This window comes from Arthrobacter sp. P1_D12 (assembly GCF_056406175.1).
The window spans coordinates 74,045-97,110 of the sequence record NZ_JBFUAR010000013.1 but is presented as its reverse complement, the minus strand read 5'-3'; the positions used below and the strand labels follow the sequence as shown (position 1 = coordinate 97,110).

General features: G+C 61.5%; 15 protein-coding genes. 12 read left to right on the top strand and 3 right to left on the bottom strand.

The annotated features are described in order from the left end of the window. Positions 1-159 precede the first annotated feature (159 nt). The 12 genes from AC1DZV_RS11335 to AC1DZV_RS11280 all read left to right on the top strand — a co-directional run bounded on the left by AC1DZV_RS11335 (position 160) and on the right by AC1DZV_RS11280 (position 15,312). Positions 160-2,868 carry a helix-turn-helix transcriptional regulator gene (locus tag AC1DZV_RS11335; RefSeq protein ID WP_476953747.1) on the top strand — a complete coding sequence of 903 codons (2,709 nt, stop codon included), beginning with the start codon at positions 160-162 and terminating at the stop codon, positions 2,866-2,868. Positions 2,869-3,470: 602 nt separating this feature from the next. Then, positions 3,471-4,133, top strand: coding sequence for an acetyltransferase (locus AC1DZV_RS11330; protein WP_476953746.1), 663 nt, complete (start codon positions 3,471-3,473; stop codon positions 4,131-4,133). Positions 4,134-4,164: 31 nt separating this feature from the next. Next, on the top strand, positions 4,165-5,289 hold the full coding sequence (locus AC1DZV_RS11325; RefSeq protein ID WP_476953745.1) for a DegT/DnrJ/EryC1/StrS family aminotransferase: 1,125 nt from the start codon (positions 4,165-4,167) through the stop codon (positions 5,287-5,289). Positions 5,290-5,334: 45 nt separating this feature from the next. Continuing rightward, positions 5,335-6,894: an oligosaccharide flippase family protein gene (locus AC1DZV_RS11320; protein ID WP_476953744.1), complete on the top strand. Its 1,560-nt coding sequence runs from the start codon at positions 5,335-5,337 to the stop codon at positions 6,892-6,894. Beyond that, positions 6,891-7,055: a hypothetical protein gene (locus AC1DZV_RS11315; protein ID WP_476953743.1), complete on the top strand. Its 165-nt coding sequence runs from the start codon at positions 6,891-6,893 to the stop codon at positions 7,053-7,055. The genes AC1DZV_RS11320 and AC1DZV_RS11315 overlap by 4 nt, the downstream gene beginning before the upstream one ends. After that, positions 7,048-8,121 (top strand): glycosyltransferase family 2 protein, encoded by a 1,074-nt coding sequence (locus AC1DZV_RS11310; RefSeq protein ID WP_476953742.1) that lies wholly within the window; start codon positions 7,048-7,050, stop codon positions 8,119-8,121. The genes AC1DZV_RS11315 and AC1DZV_RS11310 overlap by 8 nt, the downstream gene beginning before the upstream one ends. Further along, on the top strand, positions 8,111-9,022 hold the full coding sequence (locus AC1DZV_RS11305; protein WP_476953741.1) for a DUF6492 family protein: 912 nt from the start codon (positions 8,111-8,113) through the stop codon (positions 9,020-9,022). The genes AC1DZV_RS11310 and AC1DZV_RS11305 overlap by 11 nt, the downstream gene beginning before the upstream one ends. A 428-nt stretch (positions 9,023-9,450) precedes the next feature. Further along, entirely contained in the window at positions 9,451-10,290 is an 840-nt protein-coding gene (locus tag AC1DZV_RS11300) for a hypothetical protein (RefSeq protein ID WP_476953740.1), read from the top strand. Beyond that, positions 10,287-11,756: an O-antigen ligase family protein gene (locus tag AC1DZV_RS11295; RefSeq protein ID WP_476953739.1), complete on the top strand. Its 1,470-nt coding sequence runs from the start codon at positions 10,287-10,289 to the stop codon at positions 11,754-11,756. The genes AC1DZV_RS11300 and AC1DZV_RS11295 overlap by 4 nt, the downstream gene beginning before the upstream one ends. Then, complete coding sequence (locus AC1DZV_RS11290; RefSeq protein WP_476953738.1) at positions 11,753-12,586, top strand: chain-length determining protein; 834 nt, start codon at positions 11,753-11,755, stop codon at positions 12,584-12,586. Before AC1DZV_RS11295 ends, AC1DZV_RS11290 begins: the two co-directional genes overlap by 4 nt. A gap of 17 nt (positions 12,587-12,603) precedes the next feature. Beyond that, positions 12,604-13,887, top strand: a complete 1,284-nt coding sequence (gene epsE / locus AC1DZV_RS11285) for an exopolysaccharide biosynthesis GT4 family glycosyltransferase EpsE (RefSeq protein ID WP_476953737.1) — start codon at positions 12,604-12,606, stop codon at positions 13,885-13,887. Between the two features lie 51 nt (positions 13,888-13,938). Continuing rightward, a complete protein-coding gene (locus tag AC1DZV_RS11280; RefSeq protein ID WP_476953736.1) occupies positions 13,939-15,312 on the top strand; it encodes a hypothetical protein in 1,374 nt (457 codons plus the stop codon). 387 nt (positions 15,313-15,699) lie between these two features. On the opposite strand, the gene AC1DZV_RS11275 is transcribed toward AC1DZV_RS11280, so the two are convergent. The 3 genes from AC1DZV_RS11275 to AC1DZV_RS11265 all read right to left on the bottom strand — a co-directional run bounded on the left by AC1DZV_RS11275 (position 15,700) and on the right by AC1DZV_RS11265 (position 22,784). Beyond that, positions 15,700-17,082 (bottom strand): glycosyltransferase family 39 protein, encoded by a 1,383-nt coding sequence (locus AC1DZV_RS11275; protein ID WP_476953735.1) that lies wholly within the window; start codon positions 17,080-17,082, stop codon positions 15,700-15,702. 181 nt (positions 17,083-17,263) lie between these two features. Beyond that, the gene (locus AC1DZV_RS11270) at positions 17,264-21,004 is read right to left on the bottom strand and encodes a N,N-dimethylformamidase beta subunit family domain-containing protein (protein WP_476953734.1); all 3,741 of its coding nucleotides are present in this window, start codon (positions 21,002-21,004) and stop codon (positions 17,264-17,266) included. Between the two features lie 463 nt (positions 21,005-21,467). Further along, positions 21,468-22,784: a M18 family aminopeptidase gene (locus AC1DZV_RS11265; protein ID WP_476953733.1), complete on the bottom strand. Its 1,317-nt coding sequence runs from the start codon at positions 22,782-22,784 to the stop codon at positions 21,468-21,470. Between the last annotated feature and the right edge of the window lie 282 nt (positions 22,785-23,066).

The window sequence follows — 23,066 nt, the reverse complement described above, 5'->3', positions numbered from 1 at the left end:
CAGGGCTTACGCTCCATTCCGGAGTTACCCCGGACCTTTGTTTTGCAGAAAGCGTTGGTGTGCGCAGGATGAATATATCGGTTTGGGTCCCTATTCTCTTTTCCAAAAGAAGCGGAAACCTCGACTGATTGGTCTCTTGGGGATGGAATCGGGGCACCAATGGTTTTGTTTGGCCGGGAAAAAGAAATCGCCCGTGTCCTGGCACTGATCCGGAGCCCCCGGGAATCCGCCCTGGCGGTCACGGGGGGCCACGGAAGCGGCAAGTCGTCGCTGCTGGCCGAGATTCCGAATGTGCACGAGTACAAGACGGTGCTCCTGCGCGCCAATCCGTCAGAGTCGACGTGGCTCTTTTCCGGTCTGACAGCCCTGCTCAACGGAATCGACGATCCCGCGCTGGCGGCCCTCACCGACTATGTGGCCACCTCACCGCGCGGAAACCTCGACGCCACAGACCTTTCAACGATGCTCCTCTCCGCTCTCCGGCAATGGTCCGCAGACCGGACTGTCGTGGTTATTGACGACGCCGAGCAACTGGATTCTGCCAGCCAGATCGTTCTCGGATTCCTGGCCCGGCGCCTCGCAGGCACAGGGGTGGTGCTCATTGCCAGCATGCGCGGCGAATCGCCGGAAAGTCCGTTTGCCCGGATGGCCACACTTCCCTTGGAGAATCTGAGCCTCAGCAACACTGTCAGAATGCTCGAAGCCACGACGCCGGGACAGGTCAGCGAGGCAATGATCCACGCTGTTGCCGCGGCCACCCACGGCAATCCGTTGGCCTCGATCGAGCTCTACGAAGAGCTGACCCGGCGCCAAGTGCAGGGCAAATACGCTCTCCCCATCCCCTTGCACTGGAATGGAAGCTTCGAGCCTGATCTTGCCGCATCGATTTCGGGGCTTTCACCATGTGCGCGACGGGCACTTGATCTCCTTTCTCTTTCTTACCGGAGCAGCGCCGATCTTCTGGAAAAAATACCCGGGGACCTGTGGGCGGGTGTGGATGAAATTGTCTCCGCCGGGATTGCTGTCCGCACCGGTTCGTACCTCAGAATTCAGAATCAAATGCTGCGCGATCATATATTCTCGGCTATGCAACCGGCGGAAAGAACAGCGCATCACCACGCCTTGGCATCGGCTGCCGAAACTGCGGATCGCCAGGCGTGGCCGTGGCATCTGAGCTACACGCCGGCCATGCGCCGCGACACGTCGTTCAGCCTGCTCCGCCATGCCGTGGAGCTGGTGCGGGCGGATGAGACGCAATCCGCGGTCGAATATATCGAGCGGGCCCTCGCCATCAATCCCTGGGAGGCAGAGACGGCTGCCAGGTTGGGCACGGTCGCGGAGGTGCTGTTCAGCAGGGGCGAATTCGTCCACGCGAAACGCTACGTGGACTGGGCGCAACGGATCACGAAGGACCGGGCCCTGACGCTGCGACTCACCGGGCTCGATTTCCAGATGGAGCTGATGAAGGGCAATTCCGTGAGGCCGAGCATGATGATCCGGCTAATCAAGGAATTCGGCCACCATGATCCGGGGCTCTCTGCCTGCCTCCTGTCTATCGGAGCCCTTCACATGGCCGAACGCTGGCAGGTCGAGGACGCCGAGCAACTGTTGGAGCATGCGGAGCAGTTCCTGGGTGAGGCATCCGGCGAAGCCGTGGCCGTGAACCAGCGCGCCCGGCTTCTGGCCGATGCCGTCAAAGGCAGTCTTGAACGGATCTCCCGGGCAGCCGACGGCGGCGCCAACAGTTCCACCGCGTCGCTGCTGCTCAAAGGACGCGCCCTGACGTATGCCGAGAACTACGAAGGAGCCCGCGATCTCTTTTCCCTCGTCCGGAACTTGAGCGCCGCCAGCGACGCGAACTGGAGTGAGACGGCGCGGTACTTCGCGGCCGACAACGAAATCCGCGCCGGAAACTTCCGTTCCGCCATCGCACTGATAGACGAAATTGCCAGTTCCTCAACAAGCCAGCAGTATCACCGGGGGCTGCGCAACAATTTCTTCCTCTGGCGGGCCCATTCTGTCGGCGACACCGTTGAGGCCCAAGCTTGCCTCGCTGAGGCCCAAAAGTGTGTCAGCGCCGACGCGCCTCCGCGGTCGGTCGCGCAATTGTTCGCGTGGCAGGGGCATTTTGCGCTGATGCGGGGCGATCTTGAGGAGGCCGGCGCCCTGCTGTCCAGGGCTGCGGAGATTGGCATGGACTTCAGCAACCCCGCCCTTCTGCGCTGCGAGTCGGACCTGGTGGAAGTGCTCGTCAGGTCGGGTCACCGGCGCGAGGCGGCCCGGGCCCTCACCAGGATGGAATACCGATCGGCCGGCCTGAAATCCCGATGGTTGCTGATGGCCGTTTCCCGCTCCCGCGCCTTGGTCGCGGAGGGCGACCACTCCCTGGAGCTGTTCGTTCAGGCCCTGGATTCGTGGCAGAAGAACGATTCCTTGTTCGAGCGGGCCAGGACACTTCTTTGTTACGCCGAACGGTTGGCGACTTCAGGCAGGCAAAAGGACGCCACGAACGCACTGCTGAGGTCGAAGGCGCTTTTCGAAGAGTCGGGCGCCGCGTCCTGGACACAGCATGTGGACGCGATGCTGCTCGGCGACGCCGTGCGGGATGTTCCGGAGTTCCAGAACCCGGCGTTGCCGTTGCTCTCGGACCAGGAGCGCGAACTTGTACAGCTCGTCGCCCGGGGCCGGCGCAACAAGGAGATTGCGGCATCGCTGTTCGTGTCCGTCAGAACGGTTGAAGTGCGCCTCACTGCGATATATCGGAAGCTGGGGGTTCAGTCACGTTCCCAACTGTCGTGCCTCGTGTCTACCAGAGGAACCGTTCCAGCACCGGAGCTGGGCCGCGAGAAGTCCCCGCTGGCTGTTTAGGGTTCTCAACGGCCCCCGCCCCCGACTGTTCCGCCCGGAGCTGGCTGGGGCGCGCCCGCAGAGGCGGGCCCGAACGCGCCACGTTCGTGGAGTCCACATCCACAATCCCGCAGATCCCGCATACTTCCTCTTCTCGGACCACATGAAGCCCCCGTTTCCGGTTTTTCGCCGCCCTTCGGGGCTAGTTTTTTCCTAGCGCATGAAGTGAACAGCTGAGGCGGGTCGATATGACCGGCATCCGCCGGCGAGATCCGGAACGATTCGGCTTCGGGCCCAAAGGTTGGTCGAGAGAGTAGGTGGGGGATGACGGTTTGGCCAGTGGTACGTCAGGACAGGCAACCTGGCGGGAGCGATCCGGCCCCAGGCGGGGAGCGCCCGCCTGCATCGGTCGCGGCCACAGCCGCCCCTCACAGGTTCAATCCGGCCGACACCGGCCGGACTGCCGGGTCTGTTGCTGCACAACGGACCTACGAACAAAGGCTGGCAGCTTCCGGACCTGACGGAACCCTCGTTCAGAAGCTGTCAGCCGTCGTCGTCCGCGTTGCTGCGGCGGGGGCTCCGCGTTCGTGCGCCGGCGTCCCGGGCAATGGGAGGGAGACCCGGTGAGTGAGCTTTTGCTGATCTCCGCCAGCGGCCTGGCACGTGAGGTTCTGGCCACGGTTCGCAGCAGCGGACGCTATGACGTCGTCGGCTTCCTTGATGACGACGAGGAGATGTCCGGGATCGAAGTGGACGGAGCGCCAGTCCTGGGAACCATCGACGACGCGGTCCGCTTCACGCATGCCTTCCTTCTGGTCTGCATGGATTCCGGCCGTCCCCGGCAGGCCGTGGTGGAACGACTGAGTTCGGTGGATATTGGCACCAACCGCTATGCCACCGTGATTGACCCGACGGTCCGAATGCCGGAAGGATGCCGGATCGGCAGGGGCAGCATCCTGCTGCAAAACGTAACGCTGACGGCCTCGGTCACCCTGGGATCGCACGTGGTGGCCATGCCGGGAGTCACCTTCACGCACGACGACGTCGTGGCGGACTACGCGACGTTTGCCGCCGGCACCTCACTTGGCGGCGGCGTGAGGATAGGCCGTGCGGCCTACCTCGGGATGAACTCCAGCGTGCGTGAAAGTACATCGATAGGTTCGTACTCGACGATCGGCATGGGCGCCGCGGTTCTCGGGGATGTCCCCGACGGCGAAACGTGGGTGGGTGTCCCGGCGCATCCGGTCGACCATGATGCCTTCAACGGAGCGGCGGCCGAGCTGTGAACCGCTCGGCACTTGCAGAAGGGGAGCAGCCATGAATTTTTCGACATCGATCCCGCTTGTTGATTTGGGCGCCCAGCAGGAAGAAATCGCCGATGAAGTCGAAATCGGCTTAAAGGAGGTCTTCGCTCAGACCTCTTTCATCGGCGGCCCTGCCGTGGCTGAATTTGAACGGGCTTATGCAGAATTTCTTGGTGCCGGACACTGCGTGGGGGTGGCCAACGGCACTGATGCGCTCGAACTCGCCTTGCGCTCCTGCGGCGTATGTCCGGGCGGCGAAGTCATCGTGCCGGCCAACACCTTTATCGCCACCGCAGAAGCCGTTTCGCGCATTGGAGCGAGGCCGGTCCCGGTGGACGTGGACCCAGTTCATCTGCTGATCGACCCGGTGTGCGCGGCCGAAGCGGTTGGGCCCCGGACCCAGGCAATCGTTCCGGTCCACCTTTTCGGCCAGACGGCGCCGGTTGAGCGGCTCGAGTCCCTGGCTGAATCCTGCGGGGCGGCCCTGGTGGAGGACGCCGCCCAATCGCAGGGCGCGACCCGATACGGCAGGTTCGCCGGGACACTGGGACAGGCGGCAGGTACAAGCTTCTACCCCGGCAAGAACCTGGGGGCAGCCGGGGATGCCGGGGCCGTCATCACCAACGATCCCGCCGTCGCCGCCCGCGTGCGCCTCCTCGGCGCCCACGGCAGCCTGGTCAGATACCAGCACGAGGCGATCGGCATGAATTCCCGGCTCGATACGCTCCAAGCCGTGGTGCTGAACGCCAAACTGCGCCGGCTTCATGGATGGAACCAACGACGGCGGGAGGCCGCCGAGCGTTACACATCGCTGTTGTCGGGTGTGCCCGGAGTCATCCTTCCGACCAGTGCCGCAGGCAACGTCGACGTGTGGCACCTGTACGTCATCCGGGTAGAGGACCGCGACCGCGTCCTGGCCGAGCTGCAGGCGGCGGGCATCGGTGCCGGTATCCATTACCCGGTGCCACTCCATCTCAGCCCGGCGTACCGCGAACTCAACCATGGCAGGGGCGACTTCCCGGTGGCGGAGCAAGCAGCCGACACCATGCTTTCCCTGCCGGTCTATCCCCACATCACTGCCGGGCAACAGGAGTATGTGGCAGAACGGCTGCATGCGGCCATCGGCGACCCGCGATGATGGTCCCGGAAACGGTCCTTTCTGCTGAATTCCAGGTGGCCGGACATGACTCCTGATTCCAGAACCCGGTCCGCGGCTCAAGGCTCTTTGCCGCGCGTCGGAACGCACGCACCCACGGAGGGCGCCGTCCTCACCGCAGCATTGAAGCGTGGTGCCCTGTGGTCAGCCGGCGGGACGATCTTTCTCCGCATGGGCAACATCGCCCTCATGGCTGTTGTCGCCAGGATCGTTTCGCCTCAGGACTTGGGCATCTTTACACTGGCCGTCACCGTGCACGCCGTGATCGTCAGCGTTGCTGAACTTGGTGTTGCCTCCGCGGTCGCACGCTCCGACCTCGACGTATCCCGCATTGCACCAACAGTGGCAACCGTATCGATCGTGAGCAGCCTCTTGTTGGCTGTCCCGATGGCGATATTCGCCGACGACATCGCGGGGGCATTGGGAAGTGCAGAAGCCGGTCCCGCCGTCAGGATCATGGCAATCGGCGTGGCGCTGATCGGCCCGTTCGCCGTCCCTGGAGCCCTGCTGCAACGCGAGTTCCGGCAGAACGTGATCTTCTGGGCATCAGCCATTGCGTTCCTCCCTGGCAGCGCCACGCTACTTCTGCTCGCATTGGCGGGCAGTGGACCGGAAGCCTTCGCCTGGTCGCGGATTGTCGGTCAGGTGATCATGGGGGGCATCATGATGGGCGCGGCCGGCGTTCCAGTGTGGCCGCGCCTGCAGCTGGAAGTGCTGCGCCCGCTCCTTGCGTTCGGCCTGCCGCTTGCCGGCGCCAACCTCTTGAGCCAGGTACTCCTGAACGCCGACTATCTATTCATTGGCCGGATGGCGGGCGTGGCCGAATTGGGCGTGTACTTCCTCGCTTTTAGCATCGCAATGTGGCCAACAGCAGTCATTGGTTCCATCTTGAACGGACTCGTGCTTCCTGCCATCTCGGTCGTGCGGCGCGACGGCGGGGACATCGGAGCAGCGGTCGCGCACGGCGCCCAGGCAGTCGCACTGGTAGCATTCCCGCTGGCAGCATTCCTTTGCACATTTTCAAGTCCCCTTGTGCTGACAATTTACGGGCCGAAATGGCCGGCGGCCGCGCCTGTTCTTTCCATCCTGGCCGTGTACGGGGCCCTGTTTGTCCTGGGCCTCCTGCTGGCGAACGTCATAATTGCCATGGGGCGGACCGGAATTCTCTTCTCAGTCCAGGTTTGCGCCCTCATTGCCCTGCTGCCCGCTCTCCCGGTCGGCATCCGGCTAGGTGGCATCGAGGGCGCAGCCGTCGCGCACATCCTTGTCATTGGGGTAATCACAACACCCGTTTACGTGATTGCGCTCCGGCGGTCGACCGGTCTTCCCCTGTCAGCACTGCTGCGCTCGGTCGGCCGTCCGGCTATCACCGCCATAGCAGCGGCCGTTGTGTCGTGGTTGGTCACCCTGCCCATCGAAAGCAACTTGCTCAAGCTCGCTACCGGAGCTCTGATGGGTGCCTTCATCTACGGCGCCTACAACCGTCGTGCAATCGCCGCCGTGACCCCAGACAGAGTCCGCTCGCTGCTGCTCAATATGAGGCGCCGTTTCAGCCGCCGATCCAAGGAATCGAGGAATCCAGTATGAGAGTCGGAATCATTTATCCAGTTCCTGAGCCGCTGGCGCCCGCAAACTGGTCCGTTTCGGCGTCTTCCCGGACCGGTGTTGGTGCCGGCCTCATCGCGGCCCTGGGCCTGGCCCGCAAACCCATTGCTCCGGGCCGGATCGGTGGGGACAACGATGTTTAGGCGCATCCGGCGGAACAGCGCCGCCCGGCCGGCGAATGTGGTCGTTGTCATCCCCTGTTACAACTACGGGCGGTATCTTGACGAGTGTGTCGCCAGCGTGCTAACACAGTCTGGCGTGACGACGCAAGTCCACATCATTGACGATGCGTCCACCGATGGAAGTGCCGCCGTCGCCGAAGCGATCGCAGCTAGCGATCCGCGCGTCCGCCTGACATGTCACTCTAAGAACAAAGGCCACATCGCAACCTATAACGAGGGCCTCTCTGCGGTTGATTCGGACTACGTGGTGCTGCTGTCCGCGGACGACATGCTTGCCCCCGGCGCTCTCGCCAGGGCCACAGCGCTCATGGACAACTTTCCGTCGGTCGGGCTTGTCTACGGGCACCCGCAAGCTTTCGACATTGAACCAGAGCGAAACAGTGACAAACTCCGCAATTGGTCCGTCTGGCGCGGGGATAAATGGACCGCGGCTCAGTTCCGCCGGGGCCTGAGTATCATCACTAGCCCCGAGGCAGTCGTCAGGACGTCGGTACAACACCAGGTCGGCTATTACCGCCCGGAACTTCCGCATTCCGGAGACCTTGAAATGTGGCTTCGCATCGCCGATGTCTCCGATGTCGGGAGGGTGAACGGCGTCGATCAAGCCTACAGACGTCTTCACGCCGCGAGCATGATGACAACCGGCTATGGCACCTTGTTGCGCGATCTTGAGGAGCGGGTAAAAGCCTACGAATCGTTTCTGGCAGGATCACGCCTGTCCGCTCCCCGCATCGAATCTCTGAGATCAACCGTCAACCGACGTATGGCAATGGAGGCGCTGGAGTGGTCCGCCTCAAAATGCGCCGCCGGCGATGCCTCCACAGAAGACATCGCCGCCGCGCTGGCCTTCGCACGGTCCGTTTTTCCGGCCGCAGAATCTTCTATCGCATATCACGACTACCTCCGGCAGAATGGCACTTCCACGTCGCTGAGCATTTCCGGACGACTTGCTGCCTGGCGTGGATCCCTCAACCGGGAGTTCGGTTCCCGTGTTCGCTGGCAACAGTGGAGGAGATATGGAATCTAGACGAGGCCTCGCCGTTTTGACACCTAGCTACAGTACGGACTCCGAGCTGTGCCGGGAACTCAATCGCTCGATTCTACGCTGGATGCCCGAGGACGTCACGCATCACATCGTGGTTCCACAACAAGACGTTCCTATATTTCGGATGCTCGTGAACAACAGGACTGAGATCCACGAAGCGGGGAAATTCCTCGACGCTTCAATGTGGAAACTGCCACACCTCAACATGTGGGTCAACCGATCGCGTCCTTGGCCGCCTATCAGAGGGTGGATTGCCCAGCAACTAATCAAGTTGTCTGCTGCGGCCTCCTTGGAAGTGGATGCAGTAATTCTCGTCGATTCCGACATGGTGTTAGTCGCTCCCACTGACCTTGAGTCATTCCAGCAAGACGGCAAATTGGAGATGTACAGCAATCCGGGAGCAGTACACTCCGGGCTGCCCCGGCACCGCATGTGGCTCGAATCAGCTCGGGACCTTTTAGGCCTTGGGCGTGCCGATAGCGGTAACTTGACGGACTATGTCTGCTGGCCTTGCGTCTGGGATCCCGCGATAGTCCGTTCGATGCTCCAACATATTGAGCGGGTGAAGGGCAAGTCCTGGCAGTCAGCCGTAGCTTCCCAGCTCCACTTCTCCGAGATGATGCTGTACGGGACCTACGTGGACGCGGTCCTCGGCGGTCCTCCGGCGGTCACATCCCTAATGAAAAGCATCAGCTATTCAGAAGAGGCACCTTTGACGGGGGCGGAGATCCGTACGATGCTTCGTTCGAGTCCAACTGACGTCCTGGCCGTCATGATTTCCGCCAAGTCTGGCACCAGCCAGGACGTGCGTACTCAGGCACTGGCCGACTACGCGGACTATCTTGAGGGAAGTCGCAGCAATGCTCGAGGGGGTGTCGCTTGACTTCGAGGAATCTCGCCTTCGCCGATCTATGGAGGCGCATGCGAAGCGCTGGTCCTGCCGGACTTGCGACGGCAGGAGGGCGCCGCACGGCGCAGAAGATCAATGAGCATTTCGATTTCATGGGGTCGGAACTTCCCGTGAGGGTCGAAGACCTTGTGGATTCAAGCACGCTGTGCCGCCTCCAACCTCACTTGAGCACGGGTGCCAGGCTGCAAATCGGGTGGGTCTGCGCGCCTCCCGGCCCAGGGTCCGGCGGTCATACAACACTCTTCCGAATGGTTGAGGCGGCAGAACGGCGGGGTCACCAATGCACGCTGTTTCTATATGACCGGAACTCTGACGACGTTGATCGCCATGAACGGGTCATACGGCAGCACTGGCCAAGGATCAGAGCCGGCATCCGCAGCGCAACGCGAGGATTCGGGGAAATGAACGCCGTCGTGGCCAGTTCGTGGGGAACCGCCCATGTAGTGGCCAAAAGGGCCTCTGGAACGATGAACCGCTTCTACTTCATCCAGGACTACGAACCGTACTTCTACCCAAGAGGTGCGCTTTACGCACTAGCCGAAGACACTTACAGGTTCGGATTCGTCAACGTCGCCCTGGGCGAGATGGTGGCATCCACCCTTACCCACGAGTTAGGCGTCGTTCCGGACGCAACAGTTCCGTTCGGTTGCGACACATCTGACTACAAGGTTCTTCCGCGCAGCGACTACTCGGTAGCGCGGAGCGGGATTGTTTATTACGCCAAACGCACTGTGGAAAGGCGCGGATATCTCCTAGCCAAACTGGGATTGGAGGACTTCCACCGGCGGCACCCTGAGCAGGAAATCCATGTCTTCGGGGACAAAGTATCCGACTGGAGGATTCCGGTGACAAATCACGGCTCATTGAGTCCTTCGGAACTCAACGAGCTCTATAACCGGACGATAGCCAGCGTCGCACTTTCCTTCACGAACATCACGCTGATAGCCGAGGAGCTGATGGCCGCCGGAAACGTGCCAATCATGAACGACCACCCGTTCTCACGGGCCGTCCTGTCCGCTCCCCACGCGATCTGGGTACCGCCAACCCCTGCCGCAGTCGCTCGGGGTCTTTCCGACGCCGTCACCTCGTGGGACATCGAGGGTAGGGCCCGGCTCCTCGCCGCATCCGAGCGGATGGACTGGCGCACACCGGCCAGTCTTGTTACCCAGGAGATCGAACGTGTTTGCCTTGCGCCAGCACCGCATCGGCTCCCGGCGACGGCGACGGAGGGTGCCTTGTGAGCCAGCATGCACGGACCGCCGAACAGCGTTTCTCGGCGATTGGACATCAACAAGCCTCCAGCGGCTCGCTGGGCGCCATCAGTACTCCTGCGGCCCATGAGCGTGCGGGGAAGGTGCCATTCCTTGTCCGGGCTGTGGCGTTTTGCATCTTTTTCTTTCCATCAGCCATGGTTTTCAAGCCCATCGGCGCAGCCGGCACCGTGCCGATGATCCTGGCAGTCCTCATTTTCGTACTCTGGATCTGCTCTGTTCTGTTTGGGCTGCACAACCCCATGAAGATCCGGCATCCCGGACGCATGACTTTGGCCACACTGTTCCTGGCTACTTGTGCTTCCTATGCTGCCCTCTACGCGGGAATCACTGGAGGCAGCACACAGATCGCGCGTGCTTCGGCCGACCGCTGGTTGATCCTGTTGATTGCCAGTGCCGGCATAGTCCTCGTTGTCGGCGAAGTCATCCGCACCCTCTCAGACGCCATGATCCTCATACGGGCGCTTCTGGCCGGGGCATTCTTCTGTTGTCTGATCGCGGTAATCCAGTTCGTTTTTCGGATTAATCCCATGGACTGGTTCCAGTACGCGATGCCCGGGTTCACCTACAACGGCGGGGATACGGCTTTCCAGTCACGCGGCGCGCTCCTACGCGTTGCAGGCAGCACATTCCACTCGATCGAACTGGCAGTAGTTTCCGCGATGCTTCTTCCCCTGTCTATCTGGCGCCTAATTTACGATCGCCGGGGATGGATCGGCTACAAACTTCTGGGCACCATGCTCTTGATCTTTGCGATTGCCTCAACGGTTTCTCGTTCCGGGGTCCTCGGGCTAGTGGTCGGGCTCGCGGTGTTCATACCGTTCCTTCCACCGACCCCACGCATCTGGGCTCTGATTGCGTCCCCGATTGCGCTGGCCGGGCTGTTCCTGGGAGTGCCCGGGCTCATCAGCACACTAACGGAAACCATAACGTCGTCGAACACGGATCCGTCTATTTCGACCCGGACGAACAACTATCCCAGAGTCGAGGCCATGGTAACCCACCGGCCGATTCTGGGAGCGGGACCCGGCAATTACGAGGCTGATACCGCCATTCACATTCTCGACAACGAGTATCTGAATGCCGCGGTGACGCTCGGGTTAGTGGGTCTTTCGGCGATGGCGATCTACCTGCTTGTACCTGGAGTCACTTCGATACTGGCCGCGCGGTCGTCCCGTACGCCCCAACTGAAGGCTTTCGCCGGGGCAGTGGGTGCTGGAGGCCTCGTGGCAGGAATTTGCTCCCTGACCTTCGATTCCATGTCCTTTCCCGTTTTTGCTCTCACATACCCGGTCCTCATCGGACTGGGTGGGGCGGCGTGGAACATGGCAAAGCTCGATACCGGGGCTGATGATGACGCCAGCGTAGAAGCTTCAAGACCCGTCGATTCCGGTAATCCGGGTCACAACCACAAGTCACCAGGAGGCCTTACATGAACCCGGCAGAAGTCCTAAGAACTCTCTGGAAGCACCGTCTCGTTTCGATTCCCATCTTGCTTTTAACCCTCGCTTCCGCCCTGTATGTATTCCAATTCGCACCCAGGTCTTACGAGACATCGTCTACCTACGCCATGATAAATCCGGACATACCAACGCAATTGGATATTGTGAAGAATCCTGGACTCGGAAAACTGAACAGTAAGAATCCGTACCTACGGTCTTCAGACCCATCACTAATTGTTCAAGTTCTCCTCACGCGGCTCAACGACAGTTCCATGGTTGACAAGATGAAAGAGCAGGGACTCAGTTCCGACTACACCGTCAGCCGCGGTGTTGGCGGCATCAACGGCTTCCTAGTCGATATCACGGGAATTGCCGACACGCCGGAGAAGTCATTTGCAACCACACGCGCCCTTGGGAGCATGCTGGAAAAAGATCTCCGCACCGCACAAAAGGTTAATGGTGCCGACGATTCCTATTTATTTACTTCGATTCTCGTAGCTCCCCCAGATAAGGCCACTGAACAATTTTCCAGCCGGCTAAGGTCGCTGATTGCTGTTTTCCTCACCGGCGTTGTACTTATGTTCGGTGCCGTCTCGATCGCCCGTTCAGTCTCGGTGTCCCGAAATCGACTCAGGACCCACAACGGAGTGCCTGACGCCGGAACAAAACGGAGAGCCAGGAAGCGGGCCGCGCGGATTTCGGTTTCCTCACCAGCACAGGAACCAGCCGGGGCTAATGCCGAGTCGGAGGCGGCCGATGAAGCGTTGGGGCCACCAGCTAAAGGCTTCGAAGATAGCCAGCGTCTCTCCGAGCTCGCCAGATGAGCGAGGGGAAGATTGACATGGACCTTGACCTGCGGCTCGGCTACGTTGTCCCAGAGTTTCCGGGCCAAACGCACGGATTCTTCTGGCGGGAACTGGGCGTGCTGAGGCGGCTCCACGTTTCACCGGATGTGGTGTCCACACGACGGCCCGCGGGTCAACCGGCAAAACAGGAGTGGGCGGCCGAAGCACAAGCCCTCACAACGTATCTGAGCCCCTTGTCCGTCGCGGAGATGGGAAAGATCGCGGGTGAGCTTTTGCGCATGTCACCCCGGGCTGTCGCCGGCTTACTCAGCGTGGCCCGTGAAGCAATGCGCGGAGATGCACAGCAAACGGTCCGCGGAGCCCGGCTCAGGGCATTAATCAGCCAGGTCGGGTGGCTTGCGATGGGGGTCCGCCTCGCAGCCCTCGCCCGAGAAAGAGACTGGCGTCATGTACACGTGCATTCGTGTGGAAATTCGGCATACGTGGCCATGTATGCAAATCTCGTTGGCGGTTTGCCCTACAGCCTTACGCTCCACGGCCCACTCAATGATTACGGACGAAACCAGAATCTGAAATGGGCGCACGCAGCCTTTGCAATTGTCATCACCGAGGGATTGCGGCGTGACGTCGAAGCCTCACTCGGACAGTGCCTGCCCAAGGCCGTTGAAGTTGTGCCAATGGGCGTGGACGTCGATGAATTCAGCCGGAATGGACCATATGAGCCATGGTCGGGTGATGGACCTTTCAGAGTATTCTCCTGCGGTCGCCTGAATCGGAGCAAAGGCCATGACGTTCTCTTGGCAGCGGTCCACAGAATGGTCCGGAGCGGTGCTGACGTGCAGTTGACGATAGCGGGTGAAGACGAGGACGGCGGAATTGGTTATCGTCAGGTACTAGTGCGGATTATCAACGAGCTCGGCATTAACGATCGGGTCCGCCTACTCGGCGCGGTGTCGGCTGCCTCAGTTCGGCGGGAACTGAATCGAGCGCATGTATTTACCTTGGCCAGCCACGCCGAGCCCCTCGGGGTTGCCATCATGGAAGCAATGGCAATGGGGGTCCCCGTCATTGCCACCGCTGCCGGCGGGGTCCCAGAGCTGATGGACAACCAGGTTAGCGGGCTGCTTGTCGAGCCCGGGAGTCCCGAGCTAATCAGCGAAGCAATGATCCAAATCATGGAACAGCCCAGCCTCAGTTTGAAGCTGGGCGGCGCGGGGCGACGCCGGGTTGAATCATCGTTCCGCCATCAGGAAAGCGCCGGCGTCCTCGCAGCCTTGCTTCGTGCAGAGGCCCCAGTCCCGGCCGCGAGCTTCGAATGAATCTTTGATTCAAATAGTGATTCCAAAGCCCCAAAACAATGTGGAGTTCTTATGTTCAGAATCGACCTCCGGGAACTGCCGACTGAGCGGTCCCGCGCACACAGGTTCACCTTTGGATCAATTGCAGTTGTCACGCTATTGACAGCAGGCGTTGCCGCCAGCACCCTTTTGGGTACTCAACCAGAATCCCCTCAATCCTCCGCAGCCGAGCAGAAGCCCGGCGGCACAAACGGATCGATCAGTTCGAATGCAGGTGGTGCCGCCGTGCCGAATCCCCGCTTGGGCCTGCCAACCATTCCTTGGGAGGGTGGTCCGGATTACTGGAAGAAGTTCCCGAAGGCCAATGCTGCCGGCTGGAGCAATCCTGATTTCTTCCCGATATCGGTATTCATGGGCAAACCCGAGCACGCGGCTGCCCTAAAGTCCATCGGAGTTAACAGTTACATGGGTGCCGAGCATGATGGGTCTTCAATTTCAAGCATTACGAGCCAGGGTTTGTTTGTCTTGGCCCAGGACGAGTGGACACAAGCGGAAGTCGGGAGCGATCCCAAGGCTGTCGGATGGTTCATCTCCGATGAATGCGACATCGGCTTGGGTTGCACCGGTTCAAACGCCGCGGAAAACCTCGCAGATCAGACACGGAAGGTAAATCGGGTCCATGCCTTTGGTGACGGTCGTTTCACAATGGCGAACTATTCAAACGGAATCCTGGATACCTATTGGGCCAAGGGATCCATGGCAGGGCTCTTGAAGGTAGTGGACGTCGCCAGCGTGGACAAGTACGCCTACACCAGCCCCTTTGTTGATGATCAGATGATCCATTCCCCCCACTGGCCAGATGGGGCAAATCCTGTGTCGGCCGGGTCATACGGATGGCTGGCAGACCGCATGCGTGCCTATCAGAACCCTGCCGGAATCCACCCCAACTGGGTCTTCGTGGAGACAGCGATGCCGCTGCTCAATGATGCCGGATCTTTGACGATTACCCCGGAGCAAATCGAGGGTGCCGCTTGGTCTGCAATCATCCACGAAGCCCGCGGATTGGCCTACTTTCAGCACAACAACGGTCAGACCTGTGGCTTCTACTCGCTTGTCGATTGCGATCAGGCAAGGCTGGACCGAATCAAGGCAATCAACGCTAAAATTCAGTCACTTGCGCCTGTGATAAACACGCAGTCTTATCAATTTGGGTTCAACACCACGACAAACACGATGCTCAAGGCCTATGGTGGATCCGCTTACATTTTTGCCGACGTTGGCCTCGGCCAGACTTCCGGCCTCAAGATATTCGCTATGCCGCCGGAGATCCGCGGCTCGACAGTGGAAGTCGTAGGTGAGAACCGACGCCTGACGGTCACCAATCACACTTTCAGTGACACGTTTGATAACGAATTTTCTCATCACGTTTACCGGGTGTCTTTCTAACGAAAAGTCAGAGGATAGCCGGAGCCTGGATCAGCTCGGACGGCAGACATCCGGCCTGGTTGCGCGCTCTGTGGTCCGGTCGGCCAGATGCGAGGCTGACTCTCGGATCTGCTGTGCCCTCATCGCCTGGGCGTAGCCCTCGACCTGCCCAAAAGTCTCCCTGGCGCCGGTCATGGCGGACCTGTCCGGCCTCGAAGACAATACCGAACGCTGGGTCCTAAGCCGCCAGATCGCCGAGATCGGCGCCCGCGGCTACGTTCCGGAGGGCTGTCCTGTGCCCAAGATGCCTTGGCCCTCGGGGTCTGGAGTTCGAGTGCATGTTCCTGAGGCGTCCGATGCCAGCTTCGTTGGTCCAGACCACTCGACGCGGGACCGCCCCTAGCCCATCTATGGGCAACGAGTCGCCAATGTCAGCCGGGCAATGTTAAATGCGGAAGTCCACGAATCGCTTGCACAGAATCCAGCGGGTAACGCCCTGTCCTGGAGGATCTCCGCAAGCACCCACACGCGCGAGTAGCCTTGGAGCCGTTCGGCTTGCATTCCGGCAGGTACCTGTACGTCCATGAAAGTTCCCTCCCGCTCCGCCGGGCTGGCCACCAGCGGCTCGGGAGGCCGCTGGTTTCGCAGGTGGTATCGAAGTGTCAGCGCCAGAAAGTCGGGATCCACGAGCGCGTCCCCTGGCTGTCCATTGGCCGAGATGACGGCAGCAAACTGCTGGGGTGCCCACAGATGCCCGTCCGCAGCACGAGCACTGATCTGGCCGGGGAGGGTCGCAACCACCAGACAAGCCACTCCCGCCGACACCGCAACGCGAGATCGTGCCGGTACAGCAAGCTTTGCGATCAAGGCGGCAGCAGGAATAACCATCGCCGGGAGAGTCCAAAACACGTACCGAGGGGTGTAGACAGGTGTGACCAGGACCGAGGCGCACCATAACAGGACGGGCGGAAGGAACCACCAACTGGCGAAAAGCACAACGTCAGCCTGTGTCCTGCCCTCACCGGCGGCAACTCGGCGGTAGAAAACCAGTCCGACTAACGCCGCCACCGACACGGGCAAATACCACACTGCTTTGCTTTGCCCCACAAGATCCTGGACCGCTGTCACCACCGACACATTCGTTAGCCAGGAGACCTGCTTCACCTGTCCAAGGACGACCAACGCGGCCACTGCGGTTGGTAGCGCCCCCAAAACCGCTATGAATGCCATTTTCCAATCCTTGCGAGCTGCTGCGTAGATGAAATGGATTCCGCAGACCAATCCGGCGAACAGGTGAGTTGCTGGCAGGAAGAGCATGAGCGCCAGGTAAATCGCAATAGTTCTCCTGCCATACTTGTCGCAAAGGGCGACGAAGGCCCAAGTGGCCAGCGTCGCGACGGCGAGGGACCATGAATACGGCCGTACCTCTTGGGAGAATCGCACCCATGAATAAGCTGAGACCATCAGCAGGGCCGCAATCCAGGCTGTTTTCTCACCAAACAAGTGACGGCTGAGACCTGCCGTTGCGACGACGGCGCCTGCGCCGCCCACAGCCGACGGGGCCCTTAGCCACCATAGCGAATCCGAGAGTTCCATCCAGAGGTGCATGAAGGTGTAGTAGGGGGCAAAATTCATATCCTGGTGGCTCAGAAGAAGTGACAAACCGGACCATGGCAGGTTGGCCGCCCACCATGACGCGGCTTCATCAAAACCAATGCCGGGGGTGCCGATTCCGACCGTAGCGGCGGCCAGTGCACAAACTGCAATAACTGTCAGCTGGTGCTCCGCCATTGTGGACCGTAGTTTGGGGACAACCGCCGGACGCTGGCTTGCAAGGGAAAGCATGCGCTGTGACCTCTTCCTAAGTGGTTCGGTTGACCGGCTGGCTCGGACTACGCGGCGGCTCCCGCCACGTAGCTTCAGGCTAAAGCCGGCGAGCTGCTCTGTCCTTTCTTCCTGAACATGGGTTCGATCAATTACCAGGCGTGAATAGGACGTCGACCCAGTAGTTGGTGTTGTTGAAGCTGTCCGTGGGGAAGGCCGTGGGGCCGTACCGGTAGACGCCATTGGACCCGTCGGTACCGCTGGCCAGGCCATGCAGGGGTCCCTTGTCCGCCGCGGAACTGAAGTACCCGCCGTTGGCCGAATACGACCCGTTGGGCGCAAAGTACGAAACGACATATGTGGTGTTCGCCGTGATCGCGACCGGGCTGGAGAAACTGGCCTGCTGCCAACCGGAGGCAGTCTCACCCGTGAACGTCACCGACGCCAGCAGCGTCCCGGTGCCCGACCAGAGATGGCCGCTATGCGTTCCCGTATTGGAGCTGCCCTTATAGAAGCGGACACCCGTGACCGTGCCGGCCGTATCTGACCGGAACTTCATGCCCACTTCCACCGCGCCGCCATCGTTGGCCGAAAGGACAGCCGGCATCGACGTGGGATTGAACACGGTGCACGGGCATACAGCGGGCGCCGCGGAGGTGGTGAACGTCCACGAATAGGGCGCCATGGTCTGCCCCGTCGCATTCTTCGCACCGCTGACCGTGACCCCATAAGTGGTGCTGAACGCCAGGGCACTCCCGGGAGTAAACGTCGCCGTCTTGCTCGCCGAGTCATACGAAACCGACCCCGCCACCGAAGCATTGGCGGCGTCCTTGACGGTGAACACCACCGACGACCCCGTCACCGCCTGATCAAACGTCACGGACGGCTTCACCGCCACATCGACGGCTGAAGCACTGTTCGCCGGCRACACCGAAGCCACCGCCGGCGGCGGGGTTGCCACGGTGGCAAATGTCCACGAATAGGGCGCAGCCATCACCTGGCCCGAGCCGTTGGTAGCCCCGCTGACCGTGGCCGTATAGGTCGTACTGAAGGCCAGGGCACTCCCGGGAGTAAACGTCGCCGTCTGGCTCGCCGAATCATACGAAACCGTCCCCGCCACCGCAGCATTGGCCCCGTCCTTGACGGAGAACGCCACCGAAGTCCCAGTTACTGCCTGATCGAACGTCGCGGACGGGTTCACCGCCACGGCAACACCGGACGTGTTGTTGGACGGCACCACGGCTGCCACTGTCGGCGGCGCAGTTGCCGCGGACGTCGTGAAAGTCCATGAATACGGGGCAGTCATCGCCTGGCCTGCGGCGTTGGTGGCGCCGCTGACCGTGGCCGTGTACGTCGTGCTGAACGCCAGCGCCGCTCCCGGCGTAAACGTCGCCGTCTGGCTCGCCGAATCATACGAAACCGTCCCCGCCACCGCGGCATTGGCCCCGTCCTTGACGGAAAACGCCACCGAAGACCCCGTCACCGCTTGATTGAACGTCGCGGACGGCTTGACCGTCACGGCAACAGCATTAGCACCTTTCGCAGGCGAAACAGAAGACACAGTCGGTGAGGAGGAAACCGAAGGGCTGAAAACTGCGTCAACCCAGTAATACTCCGCCGCGTACACCTGATCGGGAAACCCCGATGAAGATGCGTAGCGGTAGAAGCCGTTGGGGCTCGCAGGCACGCTTCGCGTGAAGTGGAGGGGCGCACTGTCCAAACTACTGGAGCTGCCGTTCGGAGCCGGATTGTTGTAGAAATACCCTATGTCTTGAGCGTAGTGTCCCGCCGGGGCAAAGTACGAGACCACATATTTGGTATTCGCCGTCACGGCGAGGGGCGGAGCCAGCGAGGCTGTTTGCCACCCGGTGGCCGTCTCACCCGTGAACGTGACTGTGGATAGGCGCGTCCCCGTTTCGCTCCAGATGTTGCCAACGTGTGTACCGGTATTCTTGGCGGATTTGAAGAATCGAATGGCGCTGATAGTCCCATCCACGTCTGAGTAGAACTTGCTGCCCACCTCGCTGGGGCTTGGATCGTTCTCGTCTGGGACGGCAGGTGCGACGTTTACGCCCATCAGCGAGCACGGGCAGGTGATATTGGTGGAGATCCCTGGGCGGGCCGATTCGAGGTTGCCAGTGTCGTCAACGGCCCGGGAACGCAGAGTGGACGTCGGGCTTCCGTGAGCGTTCCAGCTATAGGTCCAGCTGGTTGTTCCATTGGCTCGGCGCCAAGTCCTACCGCCGTCTGTAGATATCTCGACTCCAGCGACAACTCCGCCGCCGGCATCCGTGGCGGTGCCAGTCACGGTGACTGCAGTGCCATCAGCAATGTTCGCACCAGCGGCGGGTGACGTGATGGTCGACGTCGGAGCCGTAATATCCGTCGAGGCGACTGCGGGTGTCAGGCCGGTAATCAACGTGGCGGGCTGCGTCCGCATGTCAGCAAGGAGGTTTACAGTAGCCTGCTGCATATTCTTGTCCACAGATTGTCCCGTGGTGTAGTCGTCCAGTCCCCAGGACCACTGCACGGTTCCCGAACCGAACACTAGGGACCCGCTGGGGGCCTTGTAGATCGTGAGATTGTGAGTCGCAGCAGAGCCGTTTTTCACGGTGGACCCGTAGTCGGTGAAGACCTCCGCCGATGTACTGCTTGTTTGCGACAGCCTGAACGATCCGGCGGGCCGGAATCCGTTATCCGCGTCGATGTCCCATTCGTAGCCAAGAGTGCCCAGACCTGCTCCGAGGGTTGCAGAAGCACCGTTCGCTAGGCCTGCAATGGTAGTCCCGCGCCACAATCTCAGCTGCTTATAGGTTGATGGCACGACGATGTCGGTGGAGCCGGAGTTGACCACGAAGTACTGTCCCGTCAGTGAATTTTCAGGGTTACCGCCGCCCCCACTGTTCCCGTATCGGGGGTCACGCCATGTCCCCGTCCACGAGACCGGATCTGTCGGCTCGTTGAAATGAGTGTCCTTGTAGGACACCAGAGTCCGGCCTGGCGTATTCGTGCCGTCGGAGCTCGGTTCCCAGCGGGTCTTCCAAAAGGCCTCATTGCCGCTGAAGAAAGCCAGATGCACCCCCGCGTCCCGGGCGACTTCCACATTGCTCCGTTGATCCCCTGACCAGTATTCGTCGTGCCCGACGGACATGTACGACTTGTGGTTCAAGAGCAGTGGTCCCCTGGTGGCGACGTCAAGGCCGCTCATGTAGCTCACGTCGTAGCCGTTTGCCTCCATGAACCGGATCATGGGGTATTCGGCGTACATCAGCCAGCTTCTGCCCTGGTCGTCTGCTGCTGAATGGAACGGCCGGTTGTACGAGACTTTGAACGCTGACTTGTACGCCTGCGGGCTACCCGGAGGGCAGGACACCGTGCATGAGTAGAGGCTGTTGCCGCCGTACGTGTTGTAGGCCTGCCAGGTGGTGTCCGAGGTCTGGAAAAGGACGTCCGAACGGGCTGAATCGTCGCGGACAACAAAGGGGATGACGCTGGCGCCCGTGGCGTCATTGCGCACCAAACGGGCCAGATAGACTCCGGATACGGCCGAAGCCGGGACCTGCCAGGAAGCCGACAATCCCCAGTTTCCACAGTCTACGAGGCCCGTCGCGGAGAATGTGGCGCACGCCGGCTGGGTCTGCGGCAGGGCGGCGGTCGGCAGCAAACTGGCCGCAATCTTGCGCGCGCCAAGTCCTTGGTAGTAGCCAAGGCGGTATATGTCGATTCTGTATGAGACAGACGGCGTCTTGATCTTGAAATTGACTGCCTCCCCCACATTGACGCTCATGGACGTCGCAAAACCCTGGATGGCAGCATCGCCCGCACCGGAAACCTGCCACTCCGAGGCCGGGTTGCCCGGCTGGGTGTTTTCGCAGGCTACTTTGCTCACAATCGGGACGGTGCATGGCCCTGCCGCGGTCGCCGCCGGGACGCCCAGAACGGACAATGCCGCGGCGAGTAGCGCCGTGATCACGGCGGTGACTGTCGGCCGGATAATCCGGCGGGGCAAAATAGCGTGTGCAGACTTCACGGTGGACTCCCTGCTGGGGCGCGATAACTCTAGGGCGCGGCCACGGCGTCTGCACTACCTTGGCCAGACGAGGACACCGATAGCTCGGAGCCCACGTGTTTGGTGCTATCCAGTTGTGTTGAAGCCGGTCGCAGGTGGAGGCGTCGAGGTGACTCTCCGCGGCAGTCCGGAACCTGGACCACCAACCTGCGGGGGCTTCCATACGCCTTGAACTCTAGGACCGCCCCGGAACCACTGCCAGAGGATCGGAGTCAACTTTGTGGGTATCCGCAGGATCCATGTGGGTCTGCTTTATGCCGTTCAACCCCCCACTGACCTGCGGTTACGCCGCCGTCCGGAAAAACGTCCGGGTCACCGTGGCCAGCCGGTGTGGGTCCTGAACTCCGCAGAGCTCGCGCGCCGAGTGCATCGAGAGCAGGGGCACACCGACGTCGACCGTCCGGATCCCCAACCGGGTGGCTGTCAGCGGGCCGATCGTCGAGCCGCACGGCATCACGTTGTTGGAGACGAATTCCTGGTACGGAATACCGGCGTCGGTGCACAGCCGGGCCCAGAGGGCGGCTCCGGCGGCGTCGGTCGCGTAGCGCTGGTTCGCGTTGATCTTCAGCAGGGGCCCGCCGTTGAGGACCGGCCGGTTGGCGGGGTCGTGCCGCTCCGGGTAGTTCGGGTGCACGGCATGGCCCGCGTCCGCCGAGACGCAGAACGACGCCGCGAACGCCTGCCGCCGCTGGCTGGCCGAAGCGCCGAGCCCGTCGGAAATCCGCACGAGGACGTCTTCGAGGATGGGCCCGCACGCGCCGGATCGGGACGCTGAGCCGATTTCCTCATGGTCGAAGGCGGCCAGCACGGCGATCGGCGAACCGTTCGGCAGCGTCGTGGCGGCGTGGGCGATCAGCGCCGTGAGCCCTGCATGGGTCGCGGAGAGGTTGTCGAGCCGGCCGGAGGCAAAGAATTCGCCCCGCGCGCCGAACACCGCCGGGGCCTGGGTGTCCGCGATGACGACGTCGTACCCGCCGATCTGCGCCGGATCCACCTCGGCATCGGTAACCCTGTCCGCGAGGAGCCCGAGCAGGTCCTCGCCGGCGGGATCGCCCAGGCCAAAGACCGGATTCATGTGCTGTTGCTTGTCCAGGGCCAGGCCTTCGTTCACGGCCCGGTCCAGGTGGATGGCGAGCTGCGGGAAGCGCAGCAGCGGGCCAGTGGACGTGAGGTGCTGTGTGCCGTCGCGCATGACGAGCCGGCCGGCGAGCTGCAGTTCGCGGTCCAGCCAGGAGTTCAGGAGGGGTCCGCCGTAGACCTCGACGCCGGCCTGCAGCCAGCCGAACTTGCCCGTGGTGGGCTTCGGCTTGAGTTTGAAGGACGGCGAGTCCGTGTGGGCGCCAAGGATGTTGAAACCGGTGGTCGGTCCGGCGCCTGACGGCACCACCCAGGCGATGAGGGCGCCGTCGCGGATCACATAGAACTTGCCGGCAGTGGCGGCCTTGGGCTCCGGCCAGGGCTGCAGTTCGTCCAGGCCCGTGAAGCCAGCCGCGTCCAGCCGGCGCGCGGCTTCGTGGACGGCGTGAAAGCTCGACGGCGACGCGCTGACATACGCGCCGAGGTCCTGGATGTGCTCTTCGGCAGTGCTCGGTGTTGGCATGGCTCCGAGTCTAGCCCGGTCCCCACACTGCGCCTGGGCTCGTGGGGCCGGTCGGCGGTACGCCGTACATGCCGGGACGCCGCCGTCATTGCCGACGACGTTGCCGGAATTCGGCGTCGTTCGAGGGAAATTGGGCGCACTGCACTCGTACTTGGTCGCCACGTCACAGAGGTGTCCACCGCTTCAAGGTAGGTATTGACTACTCGGTTCATCCCAATTCCGCCCCGTTACGCTGGTCCCCACACTGAAAGCGGCGTTGCGAGGCGATGTCAGAGTTGGGAT